The 14,961-nt window shown below is 64.6% G+C and carries 8 protein-coding genes and 1 pseudogene; 8 read left to right on the forward strand and 1 reads right to left on the reverse strand.

What is annotated here, in order from left to right:
- Positions 1–78: 78 nt before the first annotated feature.
- The 8 genes from M0D43_RS19905 (at position 79) to M0D43_RS19940 (ending at position 12,712) form a co-directional block, all read left to right on the forward strand.
- A complete protein-coding gene (locus M0D43_RS19905; protein WP_252162720.1) occupies positions 79–1,695 on the forward strand; it encodes an aldehyde dehydrogenase family protein in 1,617 nt (538 codons plus the stop codon).
- The gene (locus M0D43_RS19910) at positions 1,692–2,891 is read left to right on the forward strand and encodes a M24 family metallopeptidase (RefSeq protein ID WP_260807514.1); all 1,200 of its coding nucleotides are present in this window, start codon (positions 1,692–1,694) and stop codon (positions 2,889–2,891) included. Before M0D43_RS19905 ends, M0D43_RS19910 begins: the two co-directional genes overlap by 4 nt.
- A gap of 140 nt (positions 2,892–3,031) precedes the next feature.
- Entirely contained in the window at positions 3,032–4,849 is a 1,818-nt protein-coding gene (locus M0D43_RS19915; protein WP_252162721.1) for a DUF885 domain-containing protein, read from the forward strand.
- Entirely contained in the window at positions 4,846–6,711 is a 1,866-nt protein-coding gene (locus tag M0D43_RS19920; protein ID WP_252162722.1) for a DUF885 domain-containing protein, read from the forward strand. The genes M0D43_RS19915 and M0D43_RS19920 overlap by 4 nt, the downstream gene beginning before the upstream one ends.
- A 62-nt stretch (positions 6,712–6,773) precedes the next feature.
- Entirely contained in the window at positions 6,774–8,360 is a 1,587-nt protein-coding gene (locus M0D43_RS19925) for an APC family permease (protein ID WP_252162723.1), read from the forward strand.
- The gene (locus M0D43_RS19930) at positions 8,350–10,689 is read left to right on the forward strand and encodes a S9 family peptidase (protein WP_252162724.1); all 2,340 of its coding nucleotides are present in this window, start codon (positions 8,350–8,352) and stop codon (positions 10,687–10,689) included. The genes M0D43_RS19925 and M0D43_RS19930 overlap by 11 nt, the downstream gene beginning before the upstream one ends.
- Positions 10,686–12,326 (forward strand): DUF5597 domain-containing protein, encoded by a 1,641-nt coding sequence (locus tag M0D43_RS19935; RefSeq protein WP_425510613.1) that lies wholly within the window; start codon positions 10,686–10,688, stop codon positions 12,324–12,326. The genes M0D43_RS19930 and M0D43_RS19935 overlap by 4 nt, the downstream gene beginning before the upstream one ends.
- 89 nt (positions 12,327–12,415) lie before the next feature.
- On the forward strand, positions 12,416–12,712 hold the full coding sequence (locus M0D43_RS19940; protein WP_252162726.1) for a flagellar basal body rod protein FlgC: 297 nt from the start codon (positions 12,416–12,418) through the stop codon (positions 12,710–12,712).
- A gap of 216 nt (positions 12,713–12,928) precedes the next feature.
- Here the strand turns inward: M0D43_RS19940 and M0D43_RS19945 are convergent.
- Positions 12,929–14,504: pseudogene (locus M0D43_RS19945) on the reverse strand (S53 family peptidase).
- Positions 14,505–14,961 lie beyond the last annotated feature (457 nt).

A 14,961-nucleotide genomic window follows, 5' to 3' on the forward strand; every position in this document is an offset into this window, starting at 1 on the left:
TGCATCCTCCTCACCTTTTTGGTCGGCCGCTGGCGCACAGTACGCAGGCCCTGCATTCCTGTCACCGAAGGTGCCGCAATGAACGACACGAACCATTCCAGTCCCGCGACCACAGCGCAGATCCTGCTAGGTGGCCAATGGCAACCCAGCTGTGCCGCCACCGGCAGCTTCCGCGCGGCAAACCCGGCCACCGGCGAACCGATCGGGCCGCATTTTCCCATCAGTGGTGCGGACGATGTGGAAGCGGCAGTCGTTGCGGCGCAGGCAGTGGCAGCGGAACTCGCGGCCGCGCCGGTCGAGCGCATCGCTGCCTTTCTGGCGGGTTACGCCGACGCGTTGGATGCCGATGCCGACACGCTGGTTGCACTGGCGCATGCCGAGACGGCGTTGCCGGCGCCCACACGCTTGCGCGGCAACGAACTGCCGCGCACCAGCGGACAATTGCGTCAGGCTGCCCAGGCGGTGCGCAGCTACAGCTGGACCCAGCCCATCATCGACAGCGCGGCAGATTTGCGCTCGCACCTGGCACCGTTGGGCAAGCCGGTGCTGGTGTTCGGGCCAAACAATTTTCCGTTCGCGTTCAATGCGATTGCCGGCAGCGATTTCGCCTCGGCCATTGCGGCACGCAACCCGGTCATCGCCAAGGCACATCCGCTGCATCCGGCCACCAGCCAGCGCATGGCGCAGCTCGCGCATCGGGCGCTGGTCGCGGCCGGTCTTCCTGCGGCAGCCGTGCAGTTGCTGTACCACTTCGACAATACGATCGGAGTGCGACTGGCTGGCGATGCACGACTCGGCGCGATTGGCTTTACCGGCAGCCGTGCCGGTGGGCTGGCGCTGAAGGCAGCCGCAGATGCCGCGGGCGTACCGTTTTATGCCGAGCTGTCCAGCGTCAACCCGGTGTTCCTGTTGCCTGGTGCGCTGGCCGAACGCGGCGACGCGCTCGCACAGGAATTCTTCGCATCCTGCACGCTGGGTAGCGGCCAGTTCTGTACCAATCCAGGCGTGGTGGTAGTGCCGCACGGTGCGACTGGCGATGCATTCGTGGCAGCCACCAAGGCACAGTTCGAAGCCGCCATGCCAATGGTGCTGTTCTCCGCGTCTGGCGTACACGGTGTGCAACGCGGAGTGGCGGACCTGCGTGCTGCCGGTGCCAGCATGCTGGCCGGCGGTCACACCGGCGAGGATGGCTACCGCTATGCACCAACCTTGTTGAGCGTGGATGCGCAGGCCTTCATCGCCAACCCGCACGCGCTGCAGGCCGAAGCCTTCGGCCCGGTGAGCCTGCTGGTGCGCGCAGCCGATGTGGCGCAAATGGCAGAGGTGGCTGCCGCTTTCGAAGGCAACCTTACCGGTACCCTGTACCGCGCCGCCGACGGTAGCGACGATGCGGCATGGCAGGCCATCGCCCCGGTGCTGCGCGCGCGGGTAGGGCGGTTGATCAATAGCAAGATGCCAACTGGCGTGGCAGTGAGCGCCGCGCAGAACCACGGCGGTCCGTTCCCGAGCACTGGGCATCCGGGGTTCACCGCCGTGGGCATGCCCGGTGCCATCCGCCGTTTTGCCGCCTTGCACAGTTACGACGCGGTGCCCGATGCGCTGTTGCCTGCCGAATTACGCCAGCGCAATCCGGGCGGTGTGCAGCGTCTGGTTGATGGGCAATGGAGCACCGCCGATCTTGGAGCGGGCGCATGAACAGCCAGATCGGCGGGCTGTCGCTGGAGCAGGCGCGCGCGCAGCTCGCGCCGTGGTCACGACGCGCCGCGCCGATCGCTGCGGACGAATACGAGCGCCGCATCGAGCGCGCACGTCGCTTGATGCGTACGCATGGCGTGGATGCCCTATTGATCGGCGCCGGCACCTCGCTGCGCTACTTCACCGGCGTGCCGTGGGGGGCGAGCGAACGGCTGGTGGCGTTGCTGCTGATGCTGGACGGCGACCCGGTGTTGATCTGCCCCGCGTTCGAAGAAGGCTCGCTGGATGCGGTGCTGAAGATCCCAGTGGCCAAATGCCTGTGGGAAGAACACGACGACCCGTATGCGCTGGTGGTGCAGGCTATGGACGAGCGCCATGCGCATGCCTTGGCGCTGGACCCGGGCATTGCATTCGCCGTGCACACCGGCCTGCGTGCGCACCTGGGCAAGGCAATTCGCGATGCCGGCTCCATCATCGACGGCTGCCGCATGTGCAAGTCGCCGGCCGAGCTGGCCTTGATGCAGCAGGCCTGCGACATGACCTTGCTGGTGCAGCGGCTGGCCGCCGGCATCGCGCACGAGGGCATCGGCACCGATCAACTGGTGCGCTTCATCGATGAGGCGCATCGCGCGCTGGGTGCCGACAACGGGTCGACCTTCTGCATCGTGCAGTACGGCCATGCCACCGCGTTTCCGCACGGCATTCCCGGTGTGCAGCACCTGCGCGAAGGCGAGCTGGTGCTGATCGATACCGGCTGCACCGTGCAGGGCTACCACTCCGACATCACCCGCACCTGGATCTATGGCGCCCCCGACGATGCGCAGCGGCGCATCTGGGACCTGGAACAGGCCGCGCAGGCGGCGGCATTTGCGGCAATTCGCCCCGGCGTGGCGTGCGAGGCGGTGGACCAGGCTGCACGCACGGTATTGGAAGCCGCAGGGCTCGGTCCCGACTACCGGCTGCCCGGCCTGCCGCATCGCACCGGCCATGGGTGCGGCCTGGCGATCCACGAGGCGCCGTATCTAGTACGTGGCAATGCGCTGCCGCTGCAGCCGGGCATGTGTGCCAGCAACGAGCCGATGATCGTGGTGCCGGAGCAGTTCGGCGTGCGCCTGGAAGACCATTTTTACGTGACCGACGGTGGCGCGCAGTGGTTCACACCGCCGTCGGTGGCGATCGATCAACCGTTTGCGTGAGCCTGCGCGGAGGCGTGATGTTGTAGGAGCGTGCTTGCACGCGGTGGGTTCTATCGATGACACCACGCGCGCGCAGGCACGCTCCTACGGCCGTCCTTGCATCGAGCGCTTCCAGCGCACCGTTTCTTTGGAGTGAATGCATGAAGCACCTGCGTCCTGTCGCCATCGGTCTGCTTGCAGCCGCGTTGTTCACCGCCTGCAAGCCGGTGCCGCCCGCAGCGGGGCAGGCCGCCACACCTGCCTCCGCCTCCACCAGCGAGCAGGCTGCCAAGGCCTTCGATGCGTTGCTGGACAAGCAGTGGCAGTACCAACTGCAGCACAACCCGGAGTTCGCCAGCATCATCGGCGACAAGCGCTACAACGACCGCTGGAGCGATTACTCGCTGCAGGCCGTGCAGGCAGATCGCACCGCAACAGCCGAGCTGCTCAAGCAGTTCGAAGCAGTGGATGCCAAGACGCTGGACGCGCAACGCCAGCTCAGCCTGCAGATGATGCTGGGTCAGTTGCGCGACAAGCTGGAAGGCATCGATCTGAAGACCTATGCGATGCCGCTGGAACCAATTGGCGGCATACAGCTAGCGCTGGCAGGGTATGGCGATGCATTCCCGTTTGAAAATGCCAAGGACTATCAGGATTACATCAAGCGCCTGCAGACCTTCCCGACGGTGATCGATCAGGTCATTGCGGTGTCGCGCCAGGGGGCAAAGGATGGCCTCACCCAGCCGCGATATCTATTAGAGCGCCTGCCCGAGCAGATCGACAAGATTGCCGCGCTGACCGGGGAGCAGAGCCCGTTCGCCTCGCCGTTGAAAAAGCTCGACGCTGCGGTACCGGCTGATCAACGCGACGCGTTGCGCAAACAACTGCTTGCAGCGATCGACCAGCGGGTGCGTCCGGCGTACGGCAAGCTGGCGGCGTTCGTGCGCGACGAATACGCCACGCAAGGGCGCGCGCAGGAAGGCGTGTGGTCGCTACCCGATGGCGAGCGTCGTTATCGCTACGCCATCCATACCCAGACCACCACCGACATGGCGCCGGAAGAAATCCACCAGATCGGTTTGAAAGAGGTCGCGCGCATCGAAGGCGAGATGACGGTGATTGCAAAGGCGCAGGGCTTTGTCGATCTGGCGAGCTTCCGCAAGTCAGTGGAGACCGACAAGCGCCACTTCGCCACTTCGGGCGAGCAGATTTTGCAGCAGTACCGCCAGTACATCGCGGCGATGGAGCCGGAGTTACCCAAGTTGTTCGGCCATCTGCCCAAGACGCCGCTGGAAGTGCAGGCGATGCCGGCGTTCCGGCGCACTGCGCCTGGCGCCGAATATTGGCAGAGCAATCCGGAAGGCACCAAACCGGCGATCGTGAAGGTCAACACCAGCGACTTCGCCAGCCGCACGCTGATCAATATCGAAACCACCGCCTATCACGAAGGCGTGCCGGGCCATCACCTGCAGATCTCGCTCGCGCAGACGCTGCCGTTGCCGCCGTTCCGCCAGCAGGCCGGCTACAACGCTTACATCGAAGGCTGGGCGCTGTATGCCGAGCGCCTCGGCAAAGAGATCGGTTTCTTCAAGGACCCGTACAACGATTACGGGCGTCTGTCCGGCGAGTTACTGCGCGCAAACCGGTTGGTGCTCGATACCGGTGTGCACTACAAGCACTGGAACCGCCAGCAAATGGTGGATTTCTTCCACGCGCATCCGTCCGACGACGAGCCCAGCATCCACTCCGAAACCGATCGCTACATCGTATGGCCCGGCCAGGCGCTGGGCTACAAGCTCGGCCAGCTGCAGATCCTGGCGCTGCGCGCGGAAGCGGAAAAAGAACTCGGCGAGCGCTTCGATGTGCGCGCCTTCCACGACGCGGTGTTGGGTGGTGGCGCGATGCCGCTGGCGATGCTGCAGCAACGCGTGCGGCAGTGGATTACACAGGCCAAGACGGCACCGGAGGCACAGCAATGAGTACCAGCAGCGCGTTACGTGTGAGCGCATTGAGTTTCTTGCTTGCAGCCAGCCTGAGCGGCCTTGCCCTGCCTGCACAGGCAGCCGACGCTGCTGGTGCGGCGACGCAGGACACCGCAGCGGCACGCTTCAAGGCCTTGTACACGCGCGAATGGCGCTGGCGGCAGGCCCAGGCGTCCGGCGCGGTGGATGAGGACAACCAGGTCACGCAGGAGCAGCAATCCGATCATCTGCCCAAGGTCGATGTCGCCACGCAGAACCTGCGCACGGCGTATTGGCAACACGCGTTGAAGGAACTCGATGCCATCCCGCAGGCGCAGTTGTCGGCCGAAGATCAGGTGAGTTACCAGGTGTACCGACAACAGTTGCAGGTACTGCTGGACCAGCAGCATTTTCGCGCCTGGGAAATGCCGTTCAACAGCGACTCGGCGTTCTGGAGCGATCTGGGGTTCAGCGCTGAAGCCAAGCTGCGCACGCGCGAGGATTACCAGCATTATCTGAAGATGCTGGCCGACATCCCACGCTATTTCGCCGAGCACACCGACAATATGCGCGCTGGGTTGGCGCGCGGTTTCAGCCAGCCTCGGGTCACGATGACCGGGCGCGACCAATCCATCGCCGAGGTGGCGCAGGCCAAGGGCGCGGCCAATCCGTTCTACGCGCCTTTCAAGAAAATGCCGGCGACGCTGCCTGCCGATGTGCAGGCGCAACTGCGCCAGCAAGCGGTCCAGGCCATCGATACGCAGGTGGTGCCGGCGTACGCCACGTTGCTGGACTTCATCCGCAATGAGTATCAGCCACGCGCACGCACCACGCTCGCCGGCGAAGCCCTGCCGGACGGGCAGGCGTACTACCGTGCGCAGATCCGCGAGTTCACCACGCTGGATTTAAGCCCCGATCAGATTCATCAGATCGGCTTGCAGGAAGTGGCCAAGCTGCGCGCGCAGATGGACCAGACCATCGCTGCCAGTGGCTTCAAGCCGCCGGCCGGGCAGGCGGTGTTTCCGGCATTCCTGCATTTCCTGCGTACCGACCCGCAGTTCTACGCCAAGACCCCGGAAGAGTTGCTCAAGCAGGCGGCTTGGATCGCCAAGCGCGTGGACGCCAAGGTGGGCGATTACATCGGCCGGCTGCCGCGCCGGCGGTTTGCGATCGAACCGGTGCCGCCGGAGTTGGCGCCGTTCTACACCGGTGGCCGCGGCGGGCCGGGCATCTATTTGGTCAACACCTACAACCTGCCGTCGCGGCCGCTGTACAACCTGACCGCGCTGACCTTGCATGAGTCCTCGCCGGGCCACGCACTGCAGATGCCGCTGGCGGCAGAGGCGCAGGGCTTGCCGGAGTTCCGTCGTTACGCCTTCATCTCTGCCTACGGCGAGGGGTGGGCGCTGTATTCGGAGTATCTGGGCCAGGAAATGGGCATGTACGACACGCCCTATGACCGCTTCGGTTTTCTGACCTACCAGATGTGGCGCGCCTGCCGCCTGGTGATCGACACCGGCATCCACCACAAGGGGTGGACGCGCGAGCAGGCGCAGGCCTACCTGCGCGACAACACTGCCTTGAGCGAGCACGAAGTGACCACCGAAGTGGACCGCTATATCGCCTGGCCGGGGCAGGCGCTGTCGTATTACCTGGGCGAGTTGAAGATGCTTGAGCTCCGCCACAAGGCAGAAGCTGCACTCGGGGAGAAGTTCGACCTGCGCAACTTCCACGATGCGGTGCTGCAGACCGGTTCGGTGCCGTTGCCGGTGCTGGAAGCACGTATCGACCGCTTCATCGCCGATGGTGGCGTGTCGCCGTATCCAAAGGACGATGCTGCAGATACATCGGTAGAGGCGAAAGCGGCTTCCAGCGACTGACGCGTGCGCGCACGGCATCGCGTTACTGCAGTAACTGCGCTTTCTACACTTCGGGGCGACGGATGACCACACACGCTGCGACCACGCAAGGCAAGTTCCACAAGCGGCTTAGCCTGACCGACCTGACCTTTATCGGGCTGGGTTCGATCTTCGGCTCCGGGTGGTTGTTTTCGGCCAGCCACGTGTCCTCGATCGCAGGACCGGCCGGCATCGTGTCGTGGATTTTGGGGGGCATCGCGGTGCTGCTGCTCGGGCTGGTGTATTGCGAGCTCGGCGCGGCGTTGCCGCGGGCGGGCGGGGTGGTGCGCTACCCGGAGTATTCGCATGGCGCCTTGCTCGGGTCGCTGACCGGCTTCATCACGCTGATCGCGTTTTCCAGTTTGATTGCGATCGAAGTGGAAGCCGCGCGGCAATACGCAGCAGCGTGGTTGCCATGGCTGAGTCAACCAGATAGTACGCACCCCAGCATCTGGGGATGGCTGGCGCAGTTGGCATTGCTGGTGCTGTTTTTTCTGCTCAACTATTTCAGCGTCAAGACGTTTGCCCTGGCGAACAACATCGTCAGCATTTTCAAGTTTCTGGTGCCGGTTCTGGTGATCGTGCTGCTGATGAAGCAGTTCAATGCAGGCAATCTGAGCGTGCATGGGTTCGCACCCTCGGGCATGGCAGGCGTGGAAGCGGCGATCTCGGCCGGCGGCATCATCTTCGCCTATCTGGGACTGACCCCGATCGTGTCGGTGGCCAGCGAAGTACGCGATCCACAGCGCAATATTCCGATCGCGCTGATCCTGTCCGTGGCGCTGTCCACGGTGATTTACGTGCTGCTGCAGCTGGCGTTTCTGGGCAGCATTCCGGCCGCGCAGCTCGCACAAGGCTGGGTGGGCATCGACAAGGCCTTCTCGCTGCCGTACCACGACATCGCATTGGCGTTGGGCATGGCGTGGCTGGCGGCCCTGGTGATCTGCGATGCGATGGTGTCGCCCAGCGGTACCGGCAACATCTACATGAATGCCACGCCGCGCGTGGTGTACGGCTGGGCGCGCAGCGGCGGGTTCTTGCCGGTGCTGACGCGGGTGGATCCGGTGTCGGGCATCCCGCGTCCGGCATTGTGGTTGAGCCTGGGCTTGTCGATTTTCTGGACGCTGCCGTTTCCCTCGTGGGAAACGTTGATCGGCGTGGTGTCGGCGGCCTTGGTGTTGAGCTATGCCGTGGCGCCGGTCACGGTGGCAGCCTTGCGCCGTAGTGCGCCGGACTTGCCACGCCCATTTTTCGTGCGTGGCTTGAGGGTGTTGGGGCCGCTGTCATTTATGGTGGCGGCGCTGATTGTGTACTGGTCCACCTGGCCGACCTTGTCGTGGCTGCTTGGCTTGCAGGTGCTCGCGTTCGCACTGTACATACTGTATCGCTCGCCCTCGCGCGAGGGGCGCACGCGCTTGTTGCGGCAAGTGCGTGCATCGTTGTGGCTGATCGTGTTCTTCGTGCTGGTGATGCTGGTGTCGTGGGCCGGCACGTTCGGTGGACACGGCTGGATCGGGCATCCGTTCGATACGCTGAGCGTGGCAGTGATTGCGTTCTTCATCTATCACTGGGGCGCGCGCAGCGGTTTGCGTAGTGATGAGCTGGCGTTGGAGGAGGACGATGGTGAATGATGCGCGCCGCAGCGCAGTTGGTGTGTGTGGGTGGCGTGTGTTGGCCGCGTGCGTGATGGTGGTGTCGGGTGCGGTGCAGGCTGCGCCCAGCGTTGCCGACTATCAACGCTCGCTGGGTCTACGCGAGCAGTGGATCACGCTAACCGAGAACGTCGCCTGGCCGGCGCAGTGGCAGGACGACGGCAGGTTCTACTACCGCAAGACGGTGCCGGGCGGCTTCGCATTCGTCAGCGTCGATGTGACCACGCGACAGAAGCAGCCGGCGTTCGATCAGGCGCGCGTGGCCCAGGGCTTGCGTGCGGCAACCGGAAACGCCTATGCGCCGCTGCGTCTGCCGTTCGAGCAGTTTTCGTTCTCGAAAGAGGGCGAGCGCAGCGATGGCGCGATTGTCTTCGCACTCGAAGACGCGACTTGGCGCTGCACGTTGATCACCTATCACTGCGCGCCCGATGCACGGCCGCAGTCACAAGCACGTCCACGCGGTTTCGGGGTGGTGCGGGACCCGCGAGTGCCGGCGGACACCACGCCGCGTCGTTCGCCAGATGCCACCTGGGAGGTGCTAGCCGATGGCTGGAACCTGATGCTGCGTCGTGTCGCCGATGGTCGGGTGACCCGGCTCAGTAGCGACGGCCGTGCAGATGATTACTTCGACCTGGAGAGTGTTGCCTGGTCGCCGGATTCGCAGCAGCTGGCGGTATACCGCGTGCGTCCCGGACTGGCCCGCCGTGTCACTCGGGTGGAGGCCGCGCCTGCCGGTGGCGGGCAGCCGGTCGTGCACACCCAGCTCTATCCCAAGCCGGGCGATGCGGTGGATGTAGAGCGGCCGGTGCTGTTCGCGCTGGACGGCACACGGCGCGATGTGGACACGGCGTTGTTCGCCAACCCGTATTCGCTATCGCCGCTGCAATGGCGCAGCGATGGCCGCACTGTGGCGTTCGAGTACGTGCAACGCGGCTTTCAACGCATGCGCGTGATCGCAGTGGATGTCCGCACTGCGCGCGCGCACGTGGCAGTCGGCGAAGACGCACGCACCTTCGTGTATGCCGACCGCAGCTTTCGCCACGATGTCGAGGGGCGCGGCGATCAGGTGCTGTGGATTTCCGAACGTGACGGCTGGCGGCACCTGTATCTGTTCGATGGGCGCAGCGGCAAGGTGAAGCGCCAGCTCACCCGCGGGCCGTGGGTGGTGCGCGATGTGCTGCGCGTGGACGATACGCAGCGCCGCATCTGGTTCACTGCCAGCGGCATGGAGGCGGGCAAGGACCCGTACGACCGACAGCTCTACAGCGTGGATTTTGACGGCCACCGGTTGACTCGCCTGACCCATACCGATGCCGACCACGATGTCGCGATTGCCGACGACGGCCTGCATTACGTCGACGTTTACTCGCGTCCGGACCTGCCGCCGGTGATGGAGCTGCACGCCATCGATGGACAACTGCTGCACACCGTGGAGCGCGGCACTATCGACAAGCTGCAGGCCGCCGGCTGGCGCGCGCCGGAGACCTTCGTGGCCAAGGGGCGCGACGGCACCACCGACATCTGGGGCATGGTGGTGCGACCGCGTGATTACGACCCGCGCAAACGCTACCCGGTGATCGAAAACATTTACGCCGGGCCGCATGATTCCTTCGTGCCCAAGACGTTCTGGCCGTTCGGTTATCACTCCGGCGGCGACAAGCAGATCGGCATGCAGGCGCAGGCCGATCTGGGCTTCATCGTGGTGATGATCGACGGCATGGGCACCGCCAATCGCTCCAAGGCGTTTCACGATGTGGCGTGGAAGAATCTTGGCGATTCCGGTTTTGACGATCGCATCGCCTGGCATCGTGCACTGGCGGCCAAAGATCCGTCCTATGACATCAGTCGCGTCGGCATCTACGGCGCGTCGGCGGGCGGTCAGAGCACGCTTGGGGCACTCGAACGTCACCCAGAGTTTTACAAGGTGGGCGTGGCCTTCGCTGGCTGCTACGACAACCGCATGGACAAGATCAGCTGGAACGAGCAGTGGATGGGCTGGCCGGTGGATGCGAGCTATGCGGACGCGTCCGGTGTGGTCAATGCGAGCAAGCTGCAGGGCGATCTGCTAATGATCGTCGGCGAGCAGGACAGCAATGTGGACCCAGCGTCCACCGCACAAGTCGTCGATGCCTTGATCAAGGCCGGCAAAGAGTTCGATCTGCTCAACGTGCCGGGTGGCGAGCATTCGGTAGGCCGCTCCAGTGGCCCGATCGATTACGTGCAACGCCGCCAGTACGACTTCTTCGTGCGCCATCTGCGCAACGAACCCACGCCGCACTGGAATTGGCTGCCATCGGAGGCGCAATGATGCGTTTTTCTCTTCGATTCAGGGCATCGCGGCGCAACCGGGGTGCTGGTCTGCTATGGTCGCTGGCGTTGCTTGCGGTCAGCATGCCGCTGCTCGCCACGGCAGAGGAACTGCCGCGCTTGGTCACCAAAGACGGTCGCCATGCGCTGTTCGTCGACGGTGCGCCATATACGATCCTGGCTGCGCAGCTGCACAACTCCAGCGCGTGGCCGGCGGTGTTGCCGCACGCGCTGGACGATGTGGTGGCGCTGCATGCCAATACGGTGGAAGCACCGGTGTATTGGGAGCAGTTCGAACCGGTGCAGGGTCGCTTCGACACCACCAATGTAGACGCGCTGATTGCCGGCGCCCGCAAGCGCGGCCTGCGGGTGGCCTTGCTGTGGTTCGGCAGCTGGAAGAACGGCCAGATGCATTACGTGCCGGAATGGATCAAGCGCGACGAGGCCACGTACCCGCGCATGCGCGACGCCAACGGTGAGCCGGTGGATGTGTTGTCGCCGCATGTGGCCGCCAACATGCAGGCCGATGCGCGCGCCTTCACTGCATTGATGCAGCACCTGCGCAAGGTGGATGGCGACCGCCATACCGTGATTCTGGTGCAGGTGGAAAACGAGCCCGGTGCGATCGGTACTGTGCGCGATCACGGCCCGGCCGGTGAGGCGGCGTTCGCGCAACCGGTGCCTGTCGAAATCGCACGCGTGCTCGGCAAACCGCAGGGGAGCTGGCAGCAAGTGTTTGGCAGCGACGCGGCCGAAGCCTTCAATGCGTACGCAACGGCGGCGTATATCGAACAAGTGGCCGCCGCCGGCAAGCGCGCCTATCCGCTGCCGCTCTACGTCAACACCTGGCTGCGCTACAAGGGCAAGCGTTACCCGGGGCTAGACTATCCGTCAGGCGGTGCGACGGTGAACATCTTCGCGTTGTGGCGCGCGGCCACGCCGTCAATCGATTTCATCGGCACCGACATCTACACCAACGATTACACCGAATACACCAAGGTCATCGGCCAATACGCGCGCCCCGACAACCCTGCCTGGGTGTCGGAAACCGGCTTCGAAGCGGCCACCGCGCCGTATCTGTTCCATGTACTGGGGCAGGGCGGTGTCGGGTTTTCGGTGTTCGGCGTGGACGGCAACCAGGACAGCGAGGCCAATCGTGCCGCCGTCGCTGCGCATGCGGCCAATTTCAAGCTGTTGGCGCCGCTGCAGCGCGTGTTGGCGCAGGCCGCCTTCGATGGCCGCTTGCAGGGCATTGCCGAGCAGCCCGGCATGCCACAGCGCATCCTGCGCTTTGGCGATTGGCAGGCCAAGGTGTCGTTCGGCGCGCCGATGTGGGGCGACGCGCCGGCGATCCTGCCGGGCAACGACGACCACGCAGGCCGGCTGCTGGTGGCCCAACTGGGGCCGGAGGAGTTTCTGGTGACCGGTATGGCTGCACGCATTGAATTTTTCCGCGACGCGGCCGATACCCGTCATGGACAACTGTTGCGGGTGGAGCAGGGGCGGTATGTCGATGGGCGCTGGCAGGTAGAAAGGCAGCTCAACGGCGATCAGACCGACTACGGGCTCAACTTCGGGCGTGTGGATGCGGACGGTAACGTGCCTGTGGTGCTGCGGGTGCGGGTAGAGACTTACTGAGCCTTGCTGATCGTGTTGCCGACTTCCGCCTGTTATCTGCAATGGCTTGAGCCTTGTTCACATCCACTCACCGCCACACCGGAGCCACCATGAGCATCAGCAGCATCGCCAGTTCCGGAATGCAGGTCGCGGCCTTACGTCAGCAGGTGGCAGCCAGCAATGTGGCCCGCCAGCCGGTGGACGGCAGCCCACGTCAGTCTGTCGCGGCCAGCACGCAGGCCAACGGCGGCGTGTCGGCCAGCGTGGTCGATGCCAGCGCCGATCCATCTGCGCCCGTCACCGATCTGGTCGAAGGTCTATCGGCACGCAACGATTTCCAGGCCAACGCCACGGCGCTACGGCGCTCCGACGAGATGTTGGGTCGCTTGTTGGATGTGTTGAGCTAAGACGTTCGGAGTGGACGACGGCCGTTGTCGATCGGTTGTACCCGTTGCGCGGCCATCTGTTTGATGTCTGCACCAGTGAGGTCTGTCTGCTGCCTGGCTGCAAGGATCCGTCGAATTGCTTGGTGCGCAGAGGTTGCAGAGCAATCAGCGAATCGGTGTTCTCGCTCTCAATACAGATTGCCGCGACGGCTGTCTGCCCGCACCCCTGCGTCGTTCTCAGTCGGGGCGCAGCGCATCGGTCAAGCGTGCGCCGTCGGGCACGCCCAACCCAGTGTTGGCATCCCAGCCGGTGGATGCGCGGAAGCCGGCGTTGTCACCGGCGACGATGTCGCGGAACGCGTCAGGTTGGCCGTACAGGCGCGGTAGCACGAAGTGGGGTTGCATGCGGTTTGCGCCGTAGATGCGCGCCAGCAAGGCCGCCCATCACGGTGCAGCGGCGCTGGTGCCGCCCATCACGGCGGGTTGCCCGTTGATCGACAGGTAGTAACCGGTCTGCGCATCGGCGTTGGCCGCCACGTCGGGGACGCCGCGCATGCGCAGCTGGCGTGACTGATGCGGTGTATCGGTGAGATGCAGATCCTTCTGCCAGGCCGGGCATGCAAAGAACCTGCTTTCTCCGCCGCCGCCGTTCGCCCATGCCTGCTCGTTGGCGCTGTCCGCCGTCAGCTGTAGTCGAGTGCCGCCGCAGGCGAGCACGAACGGGCTGGATGCGGGAAAGCAGACGTTCAATCCTGGCTGCCCGTCGCTGGCGCCATCGTCGCCAGCGGCAATGCACACGGTGATGCCCATCAATGCGGCGGCCTGAAACGCACGGTCGTAGGCCTGGCGCGATTGCGGCGTCCATTGCGATTCGGTGAAGCCCCAGCTGATGGCGATGATTCCCGGGGAATGCTCGGTGTCGTGGATAGCGGCGTTGATCGCTTCCAGAAAGCCGTTGTCGGTGTTGGGCGCGAAATACACCACAAGTTTGGCACCCGGCACGAGTGTCCCGGCGATCTGGATATCCATCTGCGCTTGGACATCGGCATTTGCATTGCCATGCCTGACGGTGTTGGTGGCACCGTGCAACAGCACATCCACCAGCGTCGGCATGGGGACGTGCAACTGCGCGAAATAGGCGGCCATCTGCTCGCGTGCATAGCCGCCACCCAGCACGATGATGCCGATGCACTGCCCGTTACCGTCGTGCTCGGGAAAGCCGTATAGCTGCGCCAGCTGCGGCGGCGCGTACTGCATGATCGGGCTACCCTCCGGCGCTACCGGCGCGGGCGGTCGCGTCGCGGTTGGTAGGGGGGAGGTTGCGTCAGGCGCGCTTGGCAGCGTCTGCGCCTGCGGGCGCGCGTCCAGCCCCGGCACGGCGGTGACGATGCCGGTTAATGCCTGCCTGCGGCATCGACACCGGGCCGGTGCGGCCGCGATAGCGCACTGTGCCGTGTACGTAGTCGCGCAGGCTGACCTGGAACGCGGCTTCGCACTGCTGCACGGTGCCTTCAAGAATGACGGTGCCGCTGTCTGCATGCGAACGTTCGACCGCTAGGCCATAACTGGCGGCAAAGTCGGCAACGGCCTGCAGATCTGCCGCGCTGGCGGCGAAGCGTTCGCTGAACTCCGCGCGCGTCAATGCAACCGGCAGCGTATTGGGCTGCAGTTGCAGCAGCATATCGGCAGCGGCATTCAACGCCGGCATGCGCACCGCGAGTAGGACACGCAGTCGTTCGTCCTGCGGCGGTTGTCCGGTCTCGATGGTCGAGGGTGCGGTGTGGCGCTCACTGCCAGCGAGGATCGTATGCATGCGGGGGGAGCACTCCATCGAGGTGGGTGAGCCGAGGTGGTTGATGCAGATCGAACTGTGGCCGTCGCATGCTGCACGAACACTGCAGCACATACCGCTGCCAGCCGCACGCCATTTTGCATTCAAGGCCAAGCGCTGGTGATGGATGCGGCCGGTGCCACGTGCGATGGACTAAAATGCGAAGCGCTGACGCATTGAGTGGTGCACCACTGGTCGATGGCACGTCGCGGCAGTGGTGCAACAAGGCCAGCATCGCGCGCGCGCCTCAGATGCTGCGACAGCGCGCCGCGTGCTGGGGAGTGCTGGCGGTCTGGCGCATCCAGGGCTGCTGCGGGCACAACGGCAAGCCGTCCACGCGCCGTGGCGATGTGCAGATTTCCGCACGGGTGTCTGACCGCTGTCACAAGACGTGCCGCGTGAAGGCGCGCACGATGGGCAACGATCATTTGAGGGCGCA

It is taken from the genome of Xanthomonas prunicola (assembly GCF_025266575.1).
Lineage (GTDB): Bacteria > Pseudomonadota > Gammaproteobacteria > Xanthomonadales > Xanthomonadaceae > Xanthomonas > Xanthomonas prunicola.